A 20456-nucleotide genomic window follows, 5' to 3' on the forward strand; every position below is an offset into this window, starting at 1 on the left:
GTTCTAACGTAGTTATGCAAGGAGTTGCTTGATGGTCTGCTTGACCTGGTTCACGCGCGCCGCCAGGTCGGGCATGCTGGCGGTGATGCGCAGCTTGTCCTGGCCGGCCAGCTTGACGTGGCGGTTCTTCTGGATCAGCGTGATGATCTTGATCGGATCGATCGGCGGCTTTTCCATGAACTGCAGGCTGGCCGCTTCGCCGTGGGCGTCGATCTTGACGATGCCGACCGACTTGGCGGCGATGCGCAGGCGGTGGGTTTCGATCAGCGCCTTCACCGCATCCGGCAGTTTGCCGAAACGGTCGATCAGCTCTTCCTGCATGCCGTCAATGCGGTCCTGGCTTTCGCAGTTGGCCAGGCGCTTGTAGATCGACAGGCGTTCGTGCACGTCGCCGCAGTAGTCGGCCGGCAGCAGCGCCGGTACGTGCAGGTTGATCTCGGTGGTCGAGGACAGCGGCGCCGCCAGGTCCGGCTCCTTGCCGGCCTTCAGCGAGCGCACCGCTTCGTTGAGCATGTCCGAATACAGCTGGAAGCCGATCTCCAGCATCTCGCCCGACTGGTTCTCGCCCAGCACTTCGCCGGCGCCACGGATCTCGAGGTCGTGCATCGCCAGATAGAAGCCGCTGCCCAGCTCTTCCATCGCCTGGATCGCGTCCAGCCGGCGCTGCGCCTGCTTGGTCAGGTTCTGCACGTCGTTCACCAGCAGATAGGCATAGGCCTGGTGGTGCGAGCGGCCCACGCGCCCACGCAGCTGGTGCAGCTGGGCCAGGCCGAACTTGTCGGCGCGGTGCATGATGATCGTGTTCGCGGTCGGCACGTCGATGCCGGTCTCGATGATGGTGGTGCACAGCAGGATGTTGAAGCGCTGCTGGACGAAGTCGCGCATCACCTTTTCCAGGTCGCGCTCGTGCATCTGGCCGTGGGCCACGCCGATGCGCGCTTCCGGCAACAGCTCCTGCAGCATCACGCGGCGGTTTTCGATGGTGTCGACTTCGTTGTGCAGGAAGTAGATCTGGCCGCCGCGTTTCAGTTCGCGCAGACAGGCTTCGCGGATCACCGAGCCGTCTTCGCTGCGCACGAAGGTCTTGATCGCCAGGCGCTTCTGCGGCGCGGTGGCGATGATGGAAAAGTCGCGCAAGCCTTCCAGTGCCATGCCCAGCGTGCGCGGGATCGGGGTCGCGGTCAGCGTCAGCACGTCGACCTCGGCGCGCAGCGCCTTCAGCGCTTCCTTCTGGCGTACGCCAAAGCGGTGTTCCTCGTCGATGATCACCAGGCCCAGACGCGTGAATTTGACATCCGGCGAGAGCAGCTTGTGCGTGCCGATCACGATGTCGAGCGTGCCGTCGGCCATGCCCTTGATCGCGTTGTTGATCTCCTTGCCGGTGCGGAAGCGCGACAGCTCGGCGATCTTGACCGGCCAGTCGGCGAAGCGGTCGGCGAAGGTTTGCGCATGCTGTTCGGCCAGCAGCGTGGTCGGCGCCAGGATCGCCACCTGCTTGCCGCCCATGACCGCGATGAAGGCGGCGCGCAGCGCGACCTCGGTCTTGCCGAAGCCGACGTCGCCGCACACCAGGCGGTCCATCGGCCGGCCCGAGGTCATGTCCTTCACCACGTTGTGGATCGCCTCGGCCTGGTCCGGCGTCTCGTCGAAGCCGAAGCTCTGGGCGAAGTTCTCGTAGTCGATGCTCGAGTATTCGAACGAATGGCCCTGGCGCGCGGCGCGCCGTGCGTACAGGTTCAAGAGTTCGGCGGCGGTGTCGCGCACCTGCTCGGCGGCCTTGCGCTTGGCCTTTTCCCACTGGCCCGAGCCGAGCGAATGCAGCGGCGCGTCTTCCGGCGAGGTGCCGGAGTAGCGCGAGATCACGTGCAGCTGCGATACCGGCACATACAGCTTGGTCTCCTTCGCGTATTCCAGGTGCAGGAACTCGGTCTCGCCTTCGCCCAGATCCATGCTCATCAGGCCCATGTAGCGCCCGATGCCGTGGTTGATGTGCACCACGGGGTCGCCGATTTTCAGCTCGGACAGGTCGCGCACCATCGACTCGACCTGGCTGGTGGCTTCCTGCTTCTTCTTGCCGGCGCGCCGGCCGGAGCCTGCATACAGCTCGGTCTCGGTGACGAACACCAGGCGGCCCGATTCCTTGTCGTTCAGTTCGAAGCCGGCCTGCAGCGGCGCCACGCCCAGCGCCAGTTTGGCGTCGCTGTTGCGGAAGCCCTCGAAGCCTTCGACCGGCGTCAGGTCGAGCCGGTATTCGGCGAAATACTGCTGCAGCGTCTCGCGGCGGCCGGCCGAATCGGCGCAGATCATCACGCGCGTGTCGCTCCGTGCCAGATAGCCGCGCAGATTGGTGAGCGGATCTTCCAGGCGGCGGTTGACCGAGACGTCGGGCAGGGGTGCGCTCAGCTCCGACGCCGGCGCCGCCGCATCGCGCGCGATGGCCCAGCGGCCGTGCGGCTTGATGCAGGTGAAGAACTGCTCGGCGCCCAGGAACAGCTCGTGCGGCTCCAGGATCGGGCGTTCGCGGTCGCTCTTCAGGAATTTGTAGCGCGACTCGGTATCGAGCCAGAAGCGCTGGATCGCGGCGTCGATGTCGCCAATGAGCGCCACCGGTGACTCGTCCGGCAGGTAGTTGAACAGGTTCGCCGTCTCTTCGAAGAACAGCGGCAGGTAGTACTCGATACCGGCCGAGGCGATGCCGTTGCCGATGTCGCGGTAGATCGGCGAGCGCGACGGGTCGCCCTCGAAGCGTTCGCGCCAGCGCCCGCGGAAGGCGGTACGTGCGGCGTCGTCCATCGGGAATTCGCGGCCCGGCAGCAGGCGCACTTCCTTGACCGGATACAGCGAGCGCTGGGTGTCGGCATCGAAGGTGCGGATGGTTTCGATCTCGTCGCCGAACAGGTCGAGGCGGTACGGCAGCACGGAGCCCATCGGGAACAGGTCGATCAGGCCGCCGCGCACCGAGTATTCGCCGGGCGACATCACCTGCGACACGTGGCTGTAGCCGGCCAGCGTCAGTTGCGCCTTGAGCTTGGCTTCGTCCAGGCGTTCGCCCTGGCGGAAGAAGAACGTGTAGGCTGCCAAAAACGATGGCGGCGCCAGCCGTACCAGGGCGGTGGTCGCAGGCACCACCAGTACGTCACACTGGCCGTTGCGGATCTCGTGCAGGGTCGCCAGGCGTTCCGACACCAGGTCCTGGTGCGGCGAGAACGCGTCGTAGGGCAGGGTTTCCCAGTCCGGCAGCAGGTGGCACGACAGCTTGCCGTCCGCGAACCACGGGATCTCGTCCAGCAGGCGCTGGCCGTCGCTGGCATTGGCGACGACCACGGTGAGCATCTGGCGGTTGGCTTTCAGCGCCAGCGCGCCGAGAGCAAGTGCATAAGCGTCGGACGAGCCGTGCAGCGACGGCAGGGCGAAGCGGTGACCTGGTTTGGGGAGGTGTTTCTTGAGATCGAAAGGCATGCAGCGTGGCTGTTACGTTCGCGTCAAAGTGGCTGCCAATTATAGACGAACGCGCAATACGGGGCGCGTGCCGCCGCGACTGGCGAACTGCTGCACCACCGTGCCGTGCCTTGCACCTTGTGAAGTTACGTAATATTATAAGTTACGAGGATTTGCGATGAGGAGCGTGATGAACCATTTTTCCAATCCGCACGCGGTGGCGCACTACGCCGAAGGCCCGCCACGGCTGGTGCCGGGCTTCGCCGACATGCAGCGCATGGCGCGCGCCCTGCTGGCCGAAAGCGCGCCGCACGATGCCCGGGTACTGGTGCTGGGCGCCGGCGGCGGACTCGAACTGAAGGTGTTCGCCGACGCCGAGCCGGGATGGTCGTTCGACGGCGTCGATCCGTCGGCGCCGATGCTGGCCCTGGCGCTCGACACCATCGGCGCACACGCGCCGCGCGTCACCCTGCACGAAGGCTATGTCGACGCCGCGCCGGACGGGCCGTTCGATGCCGCCGCCTGCCTGCTGACGATGCACTTCATGCCGTTCGAGGAGCGCGCCCGCACCGTGCGCGCGATTCACCGCCGCCTGCGCCCCGGCGCGCCGTTCGTGGTGGCGCACATGAGCGCCGGCGAGGACGACCGGGAGCGTGCGCGCTGGCTGGCGCGCGACGAGGCGTTCGCGGTGTCGGCCGGGGTGCCGCCCGAGGAAGCGCGGCGCCGGCGCGAAGGGCTGGCGCGTCAGTTGCCGATCCTGTCGCCGCGCCAGGACGAAGCGCTACTGCGCGATGGCGGTTTTCAAGACGTCGAGCTGTTCTACGTGGCCGGCGTGTTCCGCGGCTGGATCGGCTTCGCGTAAAAAGTGGTTTGAAACGGCTAGTGGCGCGCCGGCGTGGAGTCCGCGACCGGTGCCGTTTTGCCGGCACGCGCCAGCGTGTGCGGCAGCCAGCCGCCGGCCGGGTCGCTCGGCTCGGCCACCCGGATCACCGACAAGGGGTGGGCGAACTGGATCCGCTCGCGCTCGAAGCAGCGGTAGACCTCGAGCAGGATCGCATGCTGCGCGTCCATGTGCAGGATGTAGTCCGGACTCTTGAAGTGGTACACCACCTCGAAGTCGAGCGACCATTCGCCGTAGCGGAAGAAGTGGGCGCGCTCGAAATCGACGTCGTCGCGCGCGCTGACGATGGCGCGTACCAGTTGCGGAATGCGCGCCATCTCCGCATCCGGCGTGCCGTAGGCCACGCGTAGGATGAAGGCGACGCGGCGCGACTGCATGCGCTTGTGGTTGTGGATGCGGCTCTTGAGCAGGTCGCCGTTCGAGAACACGATCTGCTCGCCGCCGAGGCCGCGCAGCCGCGTGGTCTTCAGGCCGATGTACTCGACCGCGCCGAGGGCGTCGCCGACGATGATGAAGTCGCCGATCTCGAACGGCTTGTCGATCATGATCGAGAGCGAGGCGAACAGGTCGCCCAGGATGTTCTGGGTAGCCAGGGCGACGGCGATGCCGCCGATCCCCAGACTCGCTACCAGGGTGGTGATGTTGAAGCCGAAGTTATCCAGCATCATCAGGAACGCCACCGTCCAGGTCACCAGGCGCAGCATGAAGAACATGATCAGGCTCGAGGCCTTGCGCGCGCCGTCGTCGTGGGTGGCCATGAACTGGGTGCGCCAGGCGCGCAGGCCGGCGTCGGCCCATACCACCAGCTGCAGCACCAGGGCGGCGACCGCGATGCGCGAGACGATGATCTTGTAGTTGGCCGGCAGTACCAGGAACAGGCTGCCCAGGTACACGCCGATGCACAGCAGGAAGCTGACGTAGGTGGCGCCCAGCATCTTGCCGGCGAACTCGTCCAGCCGGCCCGGACTGCGCTCTGCCCTCTGGTGCAGCTTGCGGATCGTGAAGCAGCGCACGAAGTACATCAGCGCAGTGCTGCCCACGGCGATGCCGAGGGCCATGACCCAGTTTTCGAAGTGGCTGTACGGCAGCAGTGGTTCCACGCGCGGCTCCAGCGGGCGACGACAGCAAACGGCTAGTCTGCTGCCCAACCGGATCGCGGCGCGCACAATTGGCGTGGCGTGGCGTGGCGTTGCCAGACCAGCGCCAGTCAGCCGAAGATTCAGCCAGCCTCGAGGAACGCTTTCATCTGCGCCTGGAACCACTGCGGCTGGTCCCACATGATGAAGTGCGCGCTGTCGGCCACCCGCTTGAGCGTCAGCTGCCTGACCTGCGCGTAGCCGTCCCGGTACACCCGGTCGAACTGCTCCGGCGGCACCGGCACGTTTTTCGGCTGGGCGTACATCACCGTCACCGGCACCGTGATCTTGCCCAGTTCGGGAATCAGGTTGGTCACGATCAGCTCGCGGTAGGCGCGCGCGCCCACGTCGGGATCGCTGGCCAGCGAATCCGCGACCGCGCCGGCGCGCATCGCTTCGCTGTCCACCATGCCGGCGATGGTCTCGTTGGCGCGGGTGGCGCGCTGCTGGGCGTCGGCGCCGCGCATGCTGGCGGCGATGCGGTCGGCCACCGCTTCGACCTGTGCCGGCGCCGCGCCCGGTCCCGCGAAGAACCGGCCCATGTACGGGAAGATGTCGACCACCATCAGGCGCGACAGCGCTTGCGGGTGGCGGCTGGCCAGCATCATGCCGATGGTGCCGCCCAATGAGTGCCCGATCACGGCGGGCTGGCGCAGGCCGGCCTGGTCGATATAGCGCGCGATTTCCTCCGCTACCGGGGCTGCCACTGGGCCCTCCTTGTTGCCGCCCGTCGGCTGGCCGGCGAATCCCGCCACCTGCACCACGTGATAGCGATAGCCGGGCAGCGCCGCGACGGTCGAGGCCCAGGCGCGAGGCGACGAATTCAGGCCGGGAATCAGGATCACGTCCGGACCGGAACCTTCGACGCGCACGGTGATGCGCTCCGATGCAAATGGCGCCGCCAGCGCGCCGGCGAAGGGCAAGGCGGCTGCGATGGCGATTGCGGCGCCGACCCACTGACGGCGTTTCATGTTTTTCACACTCATTACTTGCTTCCCCTGTGGTCGAACGAAACGGCCAGCATAGCCAATAAGACCGGTTCAAAAACCCGCGCATTGTCACGCCGGTCCGGGCCGGCACCGGTGGCAATGCCGGATGGGTGAGGGCCAGGCATTGCGTTAGCGCTAACAGTCGCGCATCATGTCGGTTCCAACACAACAGCAACAGGAGACATGATGAACAACCGACTCGGCGCCCTCGGATTGCTGGCCGCGGTTTCGTTGACGGCGTGCGCGACCGGCGGCCAGCCGTCCAACGCCCAGCCCGATGGCGTGGCGCTGTTCGACGTCCAGGCGCGCCAGGGCTTGCAGGTGGTGGCGCTGGCCCCGGACAGCGAGCATCCGCTTGACGGCGCGTCGGTCAGCGCCGGCGCGGCGCTCACGGACAAATTCCCGAACAGCGCGATCACGCTGTCGCGTGCGCCGAAAACCGGCGGCGGCGACGCGCTGACGCTACGCTGGAACGATATCTGGAAGAGCGGCGTGCGGCTGCAGGGCGCGCCGCTCGACCTGCGCCCCTATGTCGAACGCGGCATCGTCTACTTCGACCTGAAGGTGGACCGTCTGTCGAAAGGCGGCATCGTGTTCAAGGTCGGCTGCGGCGACGACTGCGAACGCCAGGTGCCGTATGTGGTCGCGGGTCGCGCGGCCGAAGGGCAGGGCTGGCGCCGCATCATCCTGTCGATGCGTTGCTTCGCGCGCGACGGCGACGATTTTAGCGCCGTGGCGCGGCCGTTCGCGATGGAAGGCACCGGCAGCGGCGAGGTCAGCATCGCCAACATCGCCTTTGCGCGCGACGGCAAGCCGAACACGCCGTGCCCGGACTGGCGCACGGTGGCAGTCACTCCGGACACGCTGAACGAATCGTGGTCGCTCGACTGGTGGCTGCCGCGCCACCGCCAGAAGCTGGAAGACAAGGCGCGCATGGTCGCCGCCGGCAAGAGTCCGCAACTGGTGTTCATCGGCGATTCGATCACCCAGGGATGGGAAAAGGAGGGCGCGCCGGTCTGGCAGCAGTACTATGCGCCGCGTGACGGACTGGCGCTGGGCTTCGGAGGCGACCGCACCGAGAACGTGCTGTGGCGATTGCAGAACGGCGAAGTCGACGGCATCAGTCCGAAGGTCGCGGTGCTGATGTTCGGCACCAACAATACCGGGCTGCGCGGCGACTTCCCGGCGATCACGGTGGCCGGCATCAAGCGCAACCTGGACGAGCTGCAGCGACGCCTGCCCCGTACCCGCATCCTGCTGCTGGCGATCTTCCCGCGCGACGCCACGCCGGACGGGAGCGCGCGCAAGACCAACGAGCAGATCAACGCGATGCTGCCGTCGCTGGCCGACAACCAGCGCGTGTTCTTCCTGAACATCAATCAAGCCTTCCTCGGGCCGGACGGCAGCCTGTCGAAGGACATCATGCCCGACCTGCTGCACCCGAACGAACAGGGCTATGCGATCTGGGCCAAGGCGATGCAGCCGGAACTGGACCGGTTAATGGCGCTACCTGCCTTGTGAGATATCGCCGAGGGGATGCTGACGTATTGGACTATGGATTGCTAGGGGATAGCAAAAAATGGTGCGCCAACGAAGAATTGCATGGTAGAGTTGCCGGCATGGCAAAGCGACAATCCGCTTTGCCGTGCTCCAGGTTTCGCTCATCGATACTTCCATAAGGCGACCCATGATCCGGCTGATTGCGTTCTTCTTCGCGTTGCTGTGCAGCGTTCCCTCCATCGCCCAGCAAGCGCTTCTCATCGACAACATGCCCGGCCCGCATGCGGTCGGGATGCGCACCGTCCAGCAATACGACACCAGCCGCCGCTACGGGCAAGCCGCGGCGCGTCCGATCCAGACCGTGATCTGGTATCCGGCCCGCCAGGGCGGCGCGCAGATGCGCTACAACGACTACCTGGCGCTGTTTGGCTGGGACGACGATTTCCGGCGCACCCCGAAGCAGGGGGCGCAGGTGGTCGAGGACTGGCTCGCGTCGTTCGTCGGCAAGGACCGCGCAGCCCAGGTCGCCACCGAGCGTAACGCCACGCTGTGGGCGGTGCGCGATGCGCAGCCGGTGCCGGGACGCTTCCCGGTGGTGATCTATTCCCCCAGCCTGAGCAGTCCCGCGTTCGAGAACGCCGAGACGATGGAGCTGCTCGCCAGCCACGGCTACATCGTGATCGCCAGCCCCGCGCTGGGCGTCGCCAGCCGCGGACAGAAGGCCGACCTCGCCCACGCCGAGGCGCAGGCGGCCGACATCCGCTTTCTGCTCGCTTACGCTGCCACCCTGCCGCAGGCCGATGCCGAAAGGCTGGCCGTGGTCGGGTTCTCCTTCGGCGGCCTGGCCAACGTGCTGGCGGCGGCAAAGGACGAGCGGATCAAGGCACTGGTCTGCCTGGATGGCTCGGTGCGCTACCATCACAAGCTGCTGGCCGAGGCCTCCTGGCTGAAGCTGGAACAGATGCGTACGCCGCTGCTGTTCCTGGCCCAGCGCCCGAACCCGTTCGAGCGCGTGCGCTTCCTGCCCGACCCGTCGGGAACCGCCCTGCAGAAGATGAAAAACGCCGACGTCTACCTGCTGACGATGTACCCGATGGAGCACAGCCATTTCGCCACCAGCTTCCTGCGCCTCGATCCGCTCGACTTCAACGAGTACACGCGCGATGAGGTGGCACGTGCGCACGGCGCCGCCGGCCGTTACGTGCTGAACTTCCTGAACGGCACCCTCAAGGGCGAGCGCGAAGGTTTCGCATACCTGATGAAGAAGCCGGAACAGATCGGCATGCCGCCGCACAGCGTCTATAGCCAGTTCTTCCCGGCGCAGCGCTGACGCTGTCCCGCTCCCGTTCGAACTACGCCGGTTCGGGCGCGCGCCGGTTGGCGATCCCGAACGGGACATGCACCATCGGGATGGTGCCGCCCGGCCCGGCGCGCAAGTGGGTCAGCTGGTCGTCGAAGAAGATGTGCGGCTTGAACACCGACAGCACGCGTCCCTTGTCCATCCCGCCCAAAAAGAAAGTCTCGTCGGCGGTCACGCCCCAGCTCTTGAGTGTGGTGACCACCCGCTCGTGCGACGGCGCGCTGCGCGCGGTGATGATGGCGATGCGCACGATGCGGCGGTAGCCGGGATCGTCGCGCTCGGCCTGCTGTTCCAGGGCTTGCATCATCGCGAGCTTCTGGAACAGGTCGGCCAGGGGTCCCGGCTGGTGCGGGCGTGCCACGTGCAGGCGTTCGTGGGCGTGGAATTCGTCCAGGTCGTTGTTGCGCTTGAAGACGGTTTCGGATTCGTCGTCGGCCAGCACGCCATCGAAGTCGAACGCCACGCGCAGCTCGATATCGTCTTCGTCATCGGCGCTGCGCGAGGGCAGCACCAGCCCGGCCGGATAGTTGACCGCGATCGCGCTCTTGACGTCTTCCTCGTTGGCGCTCAGGAACAGCGAGGCGTTGAAGGCCGGCAGGTAGGCATACGGCGACTTGCCGTTCATGAAGGCGGCGCGCGAGATGTCCAGGCCATAGTGGGCGATCGAGTGCATCACGCGCAGGCCGGTCTCGGGCGAGTTGCGCGAGAACAGCACCACCTCGACCGGCGCCTGCTGCGGGAAGCATTTATTGATGCTCAAAAAGCGCCGGATGAAGGAAAACGCCACGCCGCGCTCGAGCACTACCTCGCGCTGCCGTTCCTGATAGCTGCGGTAGGCTTCGGCGCCCTGCTCCAGGTAGACCTGGTGCGATTCGGACAGGTCGAACAGCGCGCTCGATGCGACGCCGATCACCAGCTTTTGTTCGATGGGAAAAGGCATCAGGGTTCCTCGGGTTGCGGTGGTTGATCCGGCTGTTCGCTCCGCATGAGCGCGTCGTACACCTGGCGCTCGGGCGCGTCCAGCAGTGCGGCGGAGCGCACGAAGGCGGGCTGGCCGCCGCCGGCGAGCAGGTGCAGCTTGGCCAGGCGGTCGGCCGCCGCCAGCGTGGCCGGCAGCGGGGCGGCGTCGCCGATGTGGGCGATGGCGTGGCCGATCGCCGGCGGCAATTCCCACTCGGCGGCGATGCGCGCCGAGATGCGGCGCGCGGCGGCGACCAGGCCCAGGCCGAAGGCATCGTCGTCGGGCAGGGCGCCGGCCGGCAGCAGGCCGTCGATCACGCGCAGCGCCACCACCAGGCCGACGTTGTGCATCAGGCCGGCGAGATACGCCTCGAACGGATCGGCGCCATGGCGCGGCGCCAGCAGGCCGGCTGCCAGCGCGCACAGTTCGGACTGGCGCCACAGGCTGGGCGCCAGCTGGCGCGCCAGGGGCCCGGTCTGCATACTGATCACGGGGCGGAAGGCGACCCGCGCCAGCAGCATGCGCAGCCCGTTCTGGCCCAGCAGCAGCAGTGCGCCTTCGAGGTTGCGCACCGGCGTCGCGGGGCGGTAGTACGGACTGTTGACCTCGCGGATCAGCTCGGCCACCAGCACCGGGTCTTGCGCCACCTGGCGCGCCAGCCGGGCGGCCGAGCTGTCCTGGTCGCGCAGGCTGTGCAGCAGTTGCGGGATCACGGCCGGCACGCGCGGCACCAGGCTGGCGGCCTCGGTCTGGCCATCGCCGATGCGCGCCATGCGCGCCAGTTCATCGAGGATCAGGGCGGCGCCGGCGGGTGCGCCGCTGACGTGCGGTCCGGCCAGCCACAGGAAGAAAGCGAGGTCGATGTCGGGTGTCGGCTCGAGCGGGGCCGCCGGAATGCCGGTATCAGGTGACGCTTGGGCGCCCGCAGCGCGGCCCTGGTCTGCGTCGGCGCGAACGCCGGCGGCGCCGCCGAACAGGCGTGCGAGCCATTTTTTCATGAGGTGGGAAGGTCGGGGCAGTCGGCCATGCTGCGATTCTACCCGAGCCGGCGCCGTCCGGATGTGGCGCGGCCCGGCCGGAGCGCCTTTCGGCGCCCGGACCGGGCCGCGATGTTACCGCTGAAGCTGAACCGGGCCGATCAGGTACCGGTCGACGAGCCGGTGGTCGGCGCGCCGTGGGTCGGGGTGTTGGCGGCAGGACGGGTGTCGCCGGTGTTGCCGCTGGCGCCTTCGCCGGTCGCGGTGCCGCTGTTCGGCGCGTTCGAGCTGCTGCCGTTGCTGCGCGCGTTCGGGTCCATCGACGAGCTGCTGCTGCCCATCGACGACGAGCCGCTGGTGGTGTCGGTGCCGGTGGTGTTGCAGGCGGCCAGGGCGAAGGCCATGACGCCGCCCAGCAGGACGGTCTGGATCGTGTTTTTCATGTTGTTTCTCCTCGGGTTGTCTGTAACGCAATAATGCGAGGTCAGCGGTAGGTCGAGAATAGGAACGCATCGTCAACCGATGTAGGACCGTACTCACATACTCGACAATACGCGGGGACCAACAAGCGACGCGATAGGTATGTGCCAAAACGGGAACGCACGCCATGCCTGGGAAGCCGATGGCGTGCGCTCCAATACTGCGCGGGGGCGGTGAGCCCGCGCGCGGCGAATCCGCTTAGCGATTGATGTTCGTGTTCGGATTGGTATTGGTGCCGGTGCTCGACGAATCGGTGTTGTTGGTGGTGCCCGATGCGTTGCTGATGCCGGTGGTGCCGGTGGTGCCTGCGGCGCCGTTCACGCCGGTCGAGCCCGCGTTCCAGCTCGAGCCGCCGGTGGTGTCGCCGGTGGTGCTGTTCGATTCCACGGCGCTGCCGCTGTTGGTGGACGAAGTGGTGCTCGAACCGCTGGTGCTGTTCATGGTGTCGGTCGAGCTGCAGGCGGCCAGGCCGAAGGCCATCACGCCGGCGATCAGGGCAGTGTTCAAGGACCGTTTCATGTCGTTCTCCTTGGAAGATTGGATGACGCCATGATGCGCGTACCGAACAGGCACGAGAATAGGAACAGTTCTGAGCGCGCTGTAGGAAGCAAGCGCAGGACCGCGTCAGGCGGCCACTGCCATCTTGCTGTCGAGCCAGGCCAGCAGATCCGGCGCCGGTAGCGGCCGGCTGTAGAAATACCCCTGCGCCTTGTCGCAGCGCTGGCTGCGCACCACGTCGAGCTGGGACTGGGTCTCGATGCCTTCGGCCACCGTGTTCATGCCCAGGCTCTGCGCCACCTTGACGGTGGCTTCGATCAGCACCCGGTGGTGGGCGCTGGTATCGGCCTGGCACACGAAGGAGCGGTCGATCTTGACCGTGTCCACCGGCAGCAGGTGCAGGCTCGACAGCGACGAGTAGCCGGTGCCGAAGTCGTCCAGCGCCAGCTTGATGCCGAGCCCTTTGAGGTCGTGCAGGCGGGTCTGGATGTCCTGGTCCTGGGCGGCCAGGCTTTCGGTCACTTCCAGCTGCAGCGCTGCCGGCGGCATGCCGGTGTGTTCCAGGGTGGCGCGCACGGTGTCGATCCAGCCGGCCTGGCCGAGCTGGGCGCGCGACAGGTTGACCGCCATCAGGCGCGGCGCCGCCTCGCCCATGCGTTCCTGCCAGCTGACGAAGTCGCGGCAGGCCTGCTGCAGCACGAAGTCGCCCACCGCGCCGATCAGGCCGCATTCCTCGGCCACCTGGATGAATTCGCCCGGCGGCACGATGCCGCGGGTCGGATGGCGCCAGCGCACCAGCGCCTCGACTCCGGCCGCATGGTCGACCGCGCCGTTGGGACGCAGGCCCACTACCGGCTGGTACACCACGAACAGCTGTTCTTCGGTCAAGGCCTGGCGCAGGTCGGCCTCGATGTCGGCGCGCCGTGCGGCGCGCTCGCGCATGCCCGGGTCGAACACGGTATGGCGGTTGCCGCCGGCGCGCTTGGCTTCGACCATGGCGATGCCGGCGTCGCGCAGCACGGCGTCCGGATCGCTGGCGGCGCCGGCGCCCCAGGCCAGGCCCAGGCTGGCGCAGCAGACGATCTCGTGGCCGTCGATCACGTAGGGGCGCGCCAGCGCGTCGAGCAGGCGGATCGCCACCCGCTCGGCGTCGCTGCGGTTGCGCATGCTCTCGAGCACGACCACGAATTCGTCGCCGCCGATGCGCGCCGCCAGCTGGCCCGGCACCCGTGCGCCGGGTGCCTCGAAACTGGTGGTCGGGCGCAGGGCGCCGCGGATGCGGTCAGCCATGTGCATCAGGAGCTGGTCGCCGGTGGCCTGGCCCAGGCTGTCGTTGACCTGGCGGAAGCGGTCGCCGTTAATCAGGAGCACCGCGAACTGCGGGTCGGCCGATGGCTGGGCAGTGTCCTGCAGCGGCACCTGCGCGTCGATCAGGCGCTGCAGGTCTTCGCGTACCGCCTCGCGGTTGGGCATGCGGGTCAGGGCGTCGGTGCGCGCAGCGTTGCGCAGGCGCCGGTGCAGGGTTTCCTGCTCGCGCTGGACTTCGAAGGTAGCGTCGGCCACGGTCGCCATCAGGCGCTCGCGGTCGAGTTTCAAGAGGCTCAGCGACAGCACCTGCAGGTTGCCGGTGGCAGCGTGCGCCACCCCGACCGGCAGGCGCAGGCCTTCGCAGATCACGCCCGACGGCTCGGCGAAGGCCGCGACCATCTGCGGCAATTGCGGCGCCACCGGGGCCAGTACCTCGAACAGGTTGTCCAGGCCATGCTCGGTCGCCAGCGGCATCAGCAGATTCGACGCCATCGGATTGAGCATCTCGACGCTGCCGTCGAGGGTGGTCTGCGCCAGCCCGATCGGGGCGCGGTACAAAAACTGCATCAGGGCTTCGTAAGCGTCGCTCGGGTCAGGCAGCATCTGCGTCCTCCTCGGGGTGGTGGGCGTCGTTGGATGTCACGTTCGGGCCGGTGCCGGCGATCAGTTCCGGGCGCCAGCGTTCGACCCGGTTGCGGCCGGCACGCTTGGCGGCGTACAGCGCCTGGTCGGCCTGCTTGAGCAGCAGGTCGATTCCGCCGCTGCCGTCGATGGTGGCGGCGACGCCGGCGCTGACCGTGTAGCGTACCGGCTGGCCGTCGACCGTGGCGCTCTGGCTGGCCACGGCGGCGCGCAGGCGCTCGGCCACGCCGGCGGCGCGCGCCAGGTCGGTCGAGGGCAGCAGCACCGCGAATTCCTCGCCGCCGATGCGCGCCACCACGTCCACTTCGCGGAAGGTGGCACCCAGGATCGTGGCCAGGTGCTGCAGCACGATGTCGCCGCCGGGGTGGCCGTGGCAGTCGTTGACCGCCTTGAAATGGTCGACATCGATCACCACCAGCGCGGTCGGGCGCGGCAATGCCTGGCTGCGCTGCAGTTCCTGCTCGGCCGCTTCGAAGAAGGCACGGCGGTTGGCCAGGCCGGTGAGATAGTCGCCGAAGGTTTCGCGGCGGCGCCGTTCGCTTGCTTCGCGCTTGTCGGTGATGTCGCGCAGAATCAGGCAATAGGCGGCGCCGTCCGGCTCCTGGCCCGGCAGCGGGTCGCGGTCGGGCAGCGGGGCGATCAGGACGCTGCCCCAGAACGCGCTGCCGTCGGCGCGCAGGCGGCGGCCTTCGTCCAGCGTCCAGCCGTTGGCGTCGGCTTCGCGCAGGCGGTCGTGCAGGTGTTCCGGCGTGATCGCGTCCGGCGGGTAAAAAATCGAATATGGCTGGCCGAGTGCCCCTTCGCCGTGGCCGGTGACGCGTCCGATGCTCGGGTTCCATTCGTGGACCCGGCCCTGGTGGTCGAGCGCGACCAGGGCGTAGTCGGTGATGCCGGTCAGGATGGCGTTGAGCCAGGCGTCGCTCTGGCGCAGCTGGCGGTCGCGCCGCACCTGTTCGGTGATGTCGCTGATCACCGCCATCAGGCGCGTGGCGTCGAGTTTCAGCAACGTGACCGACAGGATCTGCGGCACGCGCTTGGTCGGGGTGCCGGCGCTGCCGGCATTCAGGTGCACGTGCAGGCCGTCGCACACCTTGCCGTTGGGCGCGGTGAAGCTGTCGCACAGCGCGCGCAGCTCGGGGGCCACGTCCTGCAGGGCCGTGAACAGGTTGTCCAGGCCACCGTCGCGCGACAGCGGCATCAGCAGCTGGGCCGAGATCGGATTCATCATGGCGATCTCGCCATGGGCGTCCGCCTGCACCAGGCCGACGGGGGCCAGGTACAGGAACTGGATCAGCGCTTCGTACTCGGCACTCAGCTGGTTAATGTCGCGGGTCATGGCGTGGCTCACGGTGGCCTTCGGGTTGAATTAGCGCGGCTGGCGCTGGACCAGCACGTAACGGTGGCTCCCGGCCGGGCTGGCCAGCAGGCGCAGGGCGACCTTCACGGGACGCATGCGCAGGGTCAGGACGTAGTCGATGGTGTCGTCGAGCGTCGAGCCGTCGTCCTGGGCATCCTCGAAACGCTGGGCGACCATGAAGTTGTTCAGGCACGGCGCGACGTTGGTGAACAGCGGCTGGCCGATCACGCGCTGCTGCGACAGACCGGCAGCCTGCGATTCGAAGGTGTTATACAGCGCCACATTGGTGTCGGCGCCGAAACCGATGACGCCGAAATCGAGGCTGTCGAGTTCTTCCGGCGAGCATTGGTCGAGGCGGGCAGCGAGGTCCGGCATGCCGAAAGTGATGGTCGAAGAGGTCATGGTTTTGGAGGCCGACTCAACGGCTATTGATTATTAGAAATTGATGTTGACATGTGAAAAGGTCAGATGTCAATTGTGCGCGGGTAGGAGCGTCACAATTTCTTTGAGGATTAGAGTTTTTTCCACAGGAATGAACAGTTTGACAGCGTTTCCATGCGCTGTCACCATCGCAGCCTTTCGATTCGACGGGCCTGTGCATGACTTCTGATTCGCTGACCGATGCCCGCTGGTGGCGCGATCAACCGGTGCTGCGGCGCATGGTTGCCGACTTGCTGGCCGGCGAAATGGCGCTGATGCGGCCGGGCGTGCGCCTGCTGGCGCAACCATGGCCAATGGCGCTGGATCTGCGCGCCGACCTCGGGGCCGATTCGCTCGACCTGATGGGACTGGCGACGGCACTGGAGACCGTGCTGCGTTTGCACCACCGGCCGCCTGCCGATGCCGGTGCTGCGTCCCCGGCGAGCACCCGTCTGCACGACTGGGTGGCGGCCGCGCGAAGCGCTCTGGACGCGGATGGCAGCGCGCTGACCTTCCGCACCTCGGGCAGCTCGGGCGCGCCGAAACCGTGTACCCACGCGCTGGCTGCGCTATGGCAGGAGACGCTGGAGCTTGCCGCGCTGTTTCCCGGCCGGCGCCGCATCGTCAGCCTGGTGCCGTCGCACCATATTTACGGGTTCCTGTTTACCGTGCTGTTGCCGCGCCGGCTAGGGCTGGGTGCGGAGGATGTCGCCGACCTGCGCGGCCAGGCGCCGGGTGCCCTGGCAGCGCAATTGCGGCCGGGCGATCTGGTGGTCGGCTTTCCTGACTCCTGGCGCGGATTCAGCGAGCAGGCGGGGACGGCGATCCCCGGCGATATCATCGGCGTCACCTCGACCGCGCCTTGCCCCGACCACGTTGCGCGCGGGGTGCTTGATGCCGGACTGGCGCGGCTGGTGCAGGTGTACGGCAGTTCCGAGACGGCCGGGGTCGGTTGGCGCGACCGCGCGGACGGGGACTACACCCTGTTCGGCTACTGGCGCCGCGCGCAGGAAGCCGACCGGCTGGAGCGCAGCATGCCGGACGGACAGCACCAGTCCTACCCGCTGCAGGATCGGCTCGACTGGTCGGACGCGCAGCACTTTCGTCCGGCGGGTCGGGTCGACCAGGCGGTGCAGGTCGGCGGCATCAATGTATTTCCGCACTACGTGACGGACGTGCTCAAGCTCCACCCGCAGGTGGCGGACGCCAGCGTGCGATTGATGCGGGCCGACGAGGGGCACCGGCTGAAGGCGTTCGTGGTGCCGCGCCAGATCGACGCGGCGCTGCCCGACGCAGCACGCGCCGGCACCCTGCGCACCGAATTGCACGCATGGCTGGGCGAACGCCTGTCCGCCGCCGAATGTCCGGCCGCGATCTCTTTCGGCGCGGCACTGCCGCGCGGCGCCAGCGGCAAGCTGGCCGACTGGATCATCGACGCCTGCCTGTGACGCCTTTCAGCGCTCGACCAGCAGGCTGAAACCGCCGTAGATCATGCGCTTGCCGTCGAACGGCATCAGGTCCGGCTTCATGGCGTCGGCCAGGCGCGGGTCTTTCATGACCTTTTCATTGACCCGGTCGCGCTGCTCGCGCGACTCGTAGGTGATCCAGGCGAACACCACGGTTTCGTCATCGGCGAGGTCGACGCTCTGCGGGAACGAGGTCAGCTTGCCGGGTTTGACGTCGTCCGCGATCCATTCGCGGTATTCGAGCGCGCCATGTTCGCGCCAAACAGTGCCGGCCGTCTCGGCCATCGCCTTGTAGGCGTCGATCCTGGACTTGGGAACGGGAAGAACGAAACCATCGACGTACGCCATGATCATCTCCTGGTTATCACATGCTGCGGACAGGTTTTCCCGCTACGGACGCGGGTCTGATGAACAGACCGGCGCCGGGTGCCGAAGGTTCCGGCCGCAGCGTGGAGGATCAGACTAGGATCAATAACGTCCGCCGGGCGGGGGCGGGGGCGGAAGCTGTGGCGCTTGCGGTACAGGCGCGGGCGGCGCCGGGGGTGGAAGCGGAGCGGGCGCCGGCGGCGCCACTTGCGGCAGCGGGATCGCACCCGGCACAGCATCAGGCGGTGCGCCCTCGTCAGGCGCCGGCTGCGTGCCCGGGTCGCCCGGCAGCAGGGCGTCCGGATCGGCTTCCGGCGCGATGTCGATGGTGCGTTCTTCCACCGCGTCGATGAATTCCGGATAGATCCAGTCGACGCCATCGTTCACCACGTCTTCCGGCGGTGTACGCTCCTGCGGCGCCACCTTGGCCAATGCTACCCGCATGTAATCGATCCAGATCGGCATCGCCAGCGTGGCGCCGAACTCGCGTCCGCCCAGCGAGCGCGGCTCGTCGTAGCCCATCCAGGCCACACCGACCACGTTGCCGCCATAGCCGGCGAACCAGCCGTCGATGGCGTCGCTGGTGGTGCCGGTCTTGCCGGCCAGGTCCTGGCGATTGAGCTGCTTGGCCGAGGCGGCGGCGGTGCCGTAGCGGGTCACGTCGCGCAGCATGGTGTCCATCACGAAGGCGTTGCGGGCGGTGATCACGCGCGCGTCCTCTTGCTTGACCGCGGGCGGCGTGGTCTCGGCGATCACGCTGCCATTGCCGTCCACGATGCGCGCGATCAGATAGGGCTTGACGCGGTAGCCGCCGTTGGCGAACACCGCATAGGCGCCGGCCAGCTGCAGCGGCGTGACGGCGCCGGTGCCGAGCGCCATGGTGTAGTTCTTCGGATGGCGCGCCAGGTCGAAGCCGAAGTGTTCCAGGTACTGGTGCGCGAAGTCGACCGACACCGCGCGCAGCACGCGCACGGTCGGTACGTTCTTCGACTTGGCCAGCGACTGGCGCAGCGTGACTTCGCCGTCGAACACGCCGTCGTCGTTCTGCGGCGTCCATGGCGTATCAAGCGTGGCGCCGGGCAGTTCGATCGGCTGGTCCAGGATGCGGGTGGCCGGCGAATAGCCTTTTTCCAGCGCCGCCGAATACACGAACGGCTTGATGCTGGAGCCGGGCTGGCGCCAGGCCTGGGTCACGTGGTTGAACTTCTGCAGGTTGTAGTCGAAGCCGCCGACCAGCGCGTGATAGGCGCCGGTGTCGGCGTCGATGGCGACAAACGCGGCCGCCACCTGCGGCACCTGGGTGATGGCCCAGTCGCCTTTGTCGCTTTTCGTGATGCGGATGATGGCGCCCGGCGTAATGCGGATCGCCTCGCGCGCCTTGCTGGACAACGCGCCGGCCGCGAACTTCAGGCCGGCGCCCTTGATCGTGAGCTCGTCGCCGGCCAGCGTCTCGACCCGCACCTGGTCCGCGCTGGCCGCCAGCACCACGGCCGGCAGCAGGCCGTCGCTGGTCGGGCGCTTCTGCAGCGCCTCGGCGATCTCCGCGTCGCGTTCGTCGCCATCGCCCGCCAGCACGATGCGCGCTTCCGGCCCGCGGTAGCCGTGGCGGCCATCATAGGCCAGCACGTTGCGCCGCACCGAGTCGTAGGCTGCGTCCTGCTCGGCCTTGAGGATGGTGGTCGTGACCCTGAAGCCGCGCGTATAGGCCTCTTCGCCGAACTGCTCGTACACCACCTGGCGCGCCAGTTCGGCCACGTATTCGGCGCGGGTATCGAACGACTGGCCGGCGTCGCGCTTCACGCGCAGCGGTTCGACCAGCGCCTGCTGGTATTGGGCATCATTGATCTCGCCCAGGTCGAGCAGGCGCTTGAGGATCACGTGCTGGCGCTGCTGCGCGCGCTTGGGATTGGCGACCGGATTGTGGCGCGCAGGATTTTGCGGCAGGCCGGCGAGCATCGCCGTCTCGGCCAGGGTCAGCTGATCCAGCGACTTGCCGAAGTAGCTGCGCGCGGCGCTGGAAAAGCCGTACGAGCGCTGGCCCAGATAGATCTGGTTCATGTACAGCTCGAGGATCTGGTCCTTGGTCAGCGCGTTCTCGATCTTGTAGGCCAGCGCGACCTCGGTCAGCTTGCGCGAGACCAGCTTTTCGCGCGTCAGGAAAAAGTTGCGTGCCACCTGCATCGTGATGGTGGACGCGCCCTGGCGAAAGCCCCCGCCCAGGTTGGCGCGGGCGGCGCCGAGCGCGCGCCGGAAGTCGATGCCGCCGTGCTCATAGAAGCGCGTGTCCTCGATCGCCAGCACGGCGGTCTTCATCATCGGCGGAATCTTCGCGATCGGCACGAAGTCGCGGTGCTCGACGCCGAACTGGCCGATCAGCACATTATCCGCGGTGTAGATGCGCAGCGGGATCTTGGGGCGGTAGTCGGTGACGGCGTCGATCGGCGGCACGTTGGGCACGATCGCCGTCATCACCCAGGCCGCGACGCCGCCGACCGCCAGCAGGATGATCGCCAGCAGTGCGAGCAGGATGCCGCGCAGGCGGCGCGGACGCTTTGGAGCAGGTTTGGTCGGGCGGGAAGGCGTGCTGGAAGACTTGGTCACTGCGGAACTCTCATGGTGGGGCCGGGCTTCAGGCCGTCAGCGGCCGATTATAATCC

16 protein-coding genes are annotated in these 20456 nt (G+C 67.4%); 4 read left to right on the forward strand and 12 right to left on the reverse strand.

What is annotated here, in order from left to right:
- Positions 1-12: 12 nt before the first annotated feature.
- Positions 13-3459, reverse strand: coding sequence for a transcription-repair coupling factor (gene mfd / locus RTQ83_RS17560; RefSeq protein ID WP_312517199.1), 3447 nt, complete (start codon positions 3457-3459; stop codon positions 13-15).
- Between the two features lie 169 nt (positions 3460-3628).
- Here mfd and RTQ83_RS17565 point away from each other — a divergent pair, with 169 nt between their 5' ends.
- Positions 3629-4300: a class I SAM-dependent methyltransferase gene (locus RTQ83_RS17565; protein WP_312517201.1), complete on the forward strand. Its 672-nt coding sequence runs from the start codon at positions 3629-3631 to the stop codon at positions 4298-4300.
- A 17-nt stretch (positions 4301-4317) separates the two neighbouring features.
- On the opposite strand, the gene RTQ83_RS17570 is transcribed toward RTQ83_RS17565, so the two are convergent.
- The gene (locus RTQ83_RS17570) at positions 4318-5439 is read right to left on the reverse strand and encodes a mechanosensitive ion channel family protein (RefSeq protein ID WP_312517203.1); all 1122 of its coding nucleotides are present in this window, start codon (positions 5437-5439) and stop codon (positions 4318-4320) included.
- A 119-nt stretch (positions 5440-5558) separates the two neighbouring features.
- Positions 5559-6446, reverse strand: coding sequence for an alpha/beta hydrolase (locus RTQ83_RS17575; RefSeq protein WP_312517205.1), 888 nt, complete (start codon positions 6444-6446; stop codon positions 5559-5561).
- Positions 6447-6647: 201 nt separating this feature from the next.
- On the opposite strand from RTQ83_RS17575, the gene RTQ83_RS17580 reads away from it, so the two are divergent.
- A complete protein-coding gene (locus RTQ83_RS17580; protein ID WP_312517207.1) occupies positions 6648-7985 on the forward strand; it encodes a GDSL-type esterase/lipase family protein in 1338 nt (445 codons plus the stop codon).
- Positions 7986-8151: 166 nt separating this feature from the next.
- On the forward strand, positions 8152-9294 hold the full coding sequence (locus tag RTQ83_RS17585; protein WP_312517209.1) for a prolyl oligopeptidase family serine peptidase: 1143 nt from the start codon (positions 8152-8154) through the stop codon (positions 9292-9294).
- Between the two features lie 22 nt (positions 9295-9316).
- Here the strand turns inward: RTQ83_RS17585 and RTQ83_RS17590 are convergent, their stop codons facing one another.
- The 7 genes from RTQ83_RS17590 to RTQ83_RS17620 form a co-directional block, all read right to left on the reverse strand.
- Positions 9317-10264: a 5'-nucleotidase gene (locus tag RTQ83_RS17590; RefSeq protein ID WP_312517211.1), complete on the reverse strand. Its 948-nt coding sequence runs from the start codon at positions 10262-10264 to the stop codon at positions 9317-9319.
- Positions 10264-11283 (reverse strand): HDOD domain-containing protein, encoded by a 1020-nt coding sequence (locus RTQ83_RS17595; RefSeq protein ID WP_312517213.1) that lies wholly within the window; start codon positions 11281-11283, stop codon positions 10264-10266. The genes RTQ83_RS17590 and RTQ83_RS17595 overlap by 1 nt, the downstream gene beginning before the upstream one ends.
- A 140-nt stretch (positions 11284-11423) precedes the next feature.
- Positions 11424-11705 carry a hypothetical protein gene (locus RTQ83_RS17600; protein ID WP_312517215.1) on the reverse strand — a complete coding sequence of 94 codons (282 nt, stop codon included), beginning with the start codon at positions 11703-11705 and terminating at the stop codon, positions 11424-11426.
- A gap of 235 nt (positions 11706-11940) precedes the next feature.
- A complete protein-coding gene (locus RTQ83_RS17605) occupies positions 11941-12261 on the reverse strand; it encodes a hypothetical protein (protein WP_312517217.1) in 321 nt (106 codons plus the stop codon).
- A 105-nt stretch (positions 12262-12366) separates the two neighbouring features.
- Positions 12367-14151: a bifunctional diguanylate cyclase/phosphodiesterase gene (locus tag RTQ83_RS17610; protein WP_312517219.1), complete on the reverse strand. Its 1785-nt coding sequence runs from the start codon at positions 14149-14151 to the stop codon at positions 12367-12369.
- The gene (locus RTQ83_RS17615) at positions 14141-15526 is read right to left on the reverse strand and encodes a diguanylate cyclase (protein ID WP_312517221.1); all 1386 of its coding nucleotides are present in this window, start codon (positions 15524-15526) and stop codon (positions 14141-14143) included. The genes RTQ83_RS17610 and RTQ83_RS17615 overlap by 11 nt, the downstream gene beginning before the upstream one ends.
- A 30-nt stretch (positions 15527-15556) precedes the next feature.
- Positions 15557-15949: a phosphonate transporter gene (locus RTQ83_RS17620; RefSeq protein ID WP_312517223.1), complete on the reverse strand. Its 393-nt coding sequence runs from the start codon at positions 15947-15949 to the stop codon at positions 15557-15559.
- A gap of 197 nt (positions 15950-16146) precedes the next feature.
- On the opposite strand from RTQ83_RS17620, the gene RTQ83_RS17625 reads away from it, so the two are divergent.
- A complete protein-coding gene (locus tag RTQ83_RS17625; protein ID WP_312517225.1) occupies positions 16147-17415 on the forward strand; it encodes an AMP-binding protein in 1269 nt (422 codons plus the stop codon).
- A gap of 6 nt (positions 17416-17421) precedes the next feature.
- Here the strand turns inward: RTQ83_RS17625 and RTQ83_RS17630 are convergent, their stop codons facing one another.
- A complete protein-coding gene (locus tag RTQ83_RS17630; RefSeq protein ID WP_409456124.1) occupies positions 17422-17781 on the reverse strand; it encodes a DUF1428 domain-containing protein in 360 nt (119 codons plus the stop codon).
- A 120-nt stretch (positions 17782-17901) separates the two neighbouring features.
- On the reverse strand, positions 17902-20400 hold the full coding sequence (locus RTQ83_RS17635; RefSeq protein WP_312517227.1) for a PBP1A family penicillin-binding protein: 2499 nt from the start codon (positions 20398-20400) through the stop codon (positions 17902-17904).
- Positions 20401-20456 lie beyond the last annotated feature (56 nt).

Source organism: Massilia sp. (assembly GCF_031995545.1).
In the GTDB taxonomy this organism is placed as follows: domain Bacteria; phylum Pseudomonadota; class Gammaproteobacteria; order Burkholderiales; family Burkholderiaceae_D; genus Telluria.

What these genes read in the sequence shown, in the direction of transcription:
- mfd (WP_312517199.1), bottom strand. Translation starts at nt 3,459, where the DNA reads ATGCCTTTCGATCTCAAGAAACACCTCCCCAAACCAGGTCACCGCTTC.
- RTQ83_RS17565 (WP_312517201.1), top strand. Translation starts at nt 3,629, where the DNA reads ATGAACCATTTTTCCAATCCGCACGCGGTGGCGCACTACGCCGAAGGC.
- RTQ83_RS17575 (WP_312517205.1), bottom strand. Translation starts at nt 6,446, where the DNA reads ATGAAACGCCGTCAGTGGGTCGGCGCCGCAATCGCCATCGCAGCCGCC.
- RTQ83_RS17580 (WP_312517207.1), top strand. Translation starts at nt 6,648, where the DNA reads ATGATGAACAACCGACTCGGCGCCCTCGGATTGCTGGCCGCGGTTTCG.
- RTQ83_RS17585 (WP_312517209.1), top strand. Translation starts at nt 8,152, where the DNA reads ATGATCCGGCTGATTGCGTTCTTCTTCGCGTTGCTGTGCAGCGTTCCC.
- RTQ83_RS17590 (WP_312517211.1), bottom strand. Translation starts at nt 10,264, where the DNA reads ATGCCTTTTCCCATCGAACAAAAGCTGGTGATCGGCGTCGCATCGAGC.
- RTQ83_RS17595 (WP_312517213.1), bottom strand. Translation starts at nt 11,283, where the DNA reads ATGAAAAAATGGCTCGCACGCCTGTTCGGCGGCGCCGCCGGCGTTCGC.
- RTQ83_RS17600 (WP_312517215.1), bottom strand. Translation starts at nt 11,705, where the DNA reads ATGAAAAACACGATCCAGACCGTCCTGCTGGGCGGCGTCATGGCCTTC.
- RTQ83_RS17605 (WP_312517217.1), bottom strand. Translation starts at nt 12,261, where the DNA reads ATGAAACGGTCCTTGAACACTGCCCTGATCGCCGGCGTGATGGCCTTC.
- RTQ83_RS17610 (WP_312517219.1), bottom strand. Translation starts at nt 14,151, where the DNA reads ATGCTGCCTGACCCGAGCGACGCTTACGAAGCCCTGATGCAGTTTTTG.
- RTQ83_RS17615 (WP_312517221.1), bottom strand. Translation starts at nt 15,526, where the DNA reads ATGACCCGCGACATTAACCAGCTGAGTGCCGAGTACGAAGCGCTGATC.
- RTQ83_RS17620 (WP_312517223.1), bottom strand. Translation starts at nt 15,949, where the DNA reads ATGACCTCTTCGACCATCACTTTCGGCATGCCGGACCTCGCTGCCCGC.
- RTQ83_RS17625 (WP_312517225.1), top strand. Translation starts at nt 16,147, where the DNA reads ATGACTTCTGATTCGCTGACCGATGCCCGCTGGTGGCGCGATCAACCG.
- RTQ83_RS17630 (WP_409456124.1), bottom strand. Translation starts at nt 17,781, where the DNA reads ATGGCGTACGTCGATGGTTTCGTTCTTCCCGTTCCCAAGTCCAGGATC.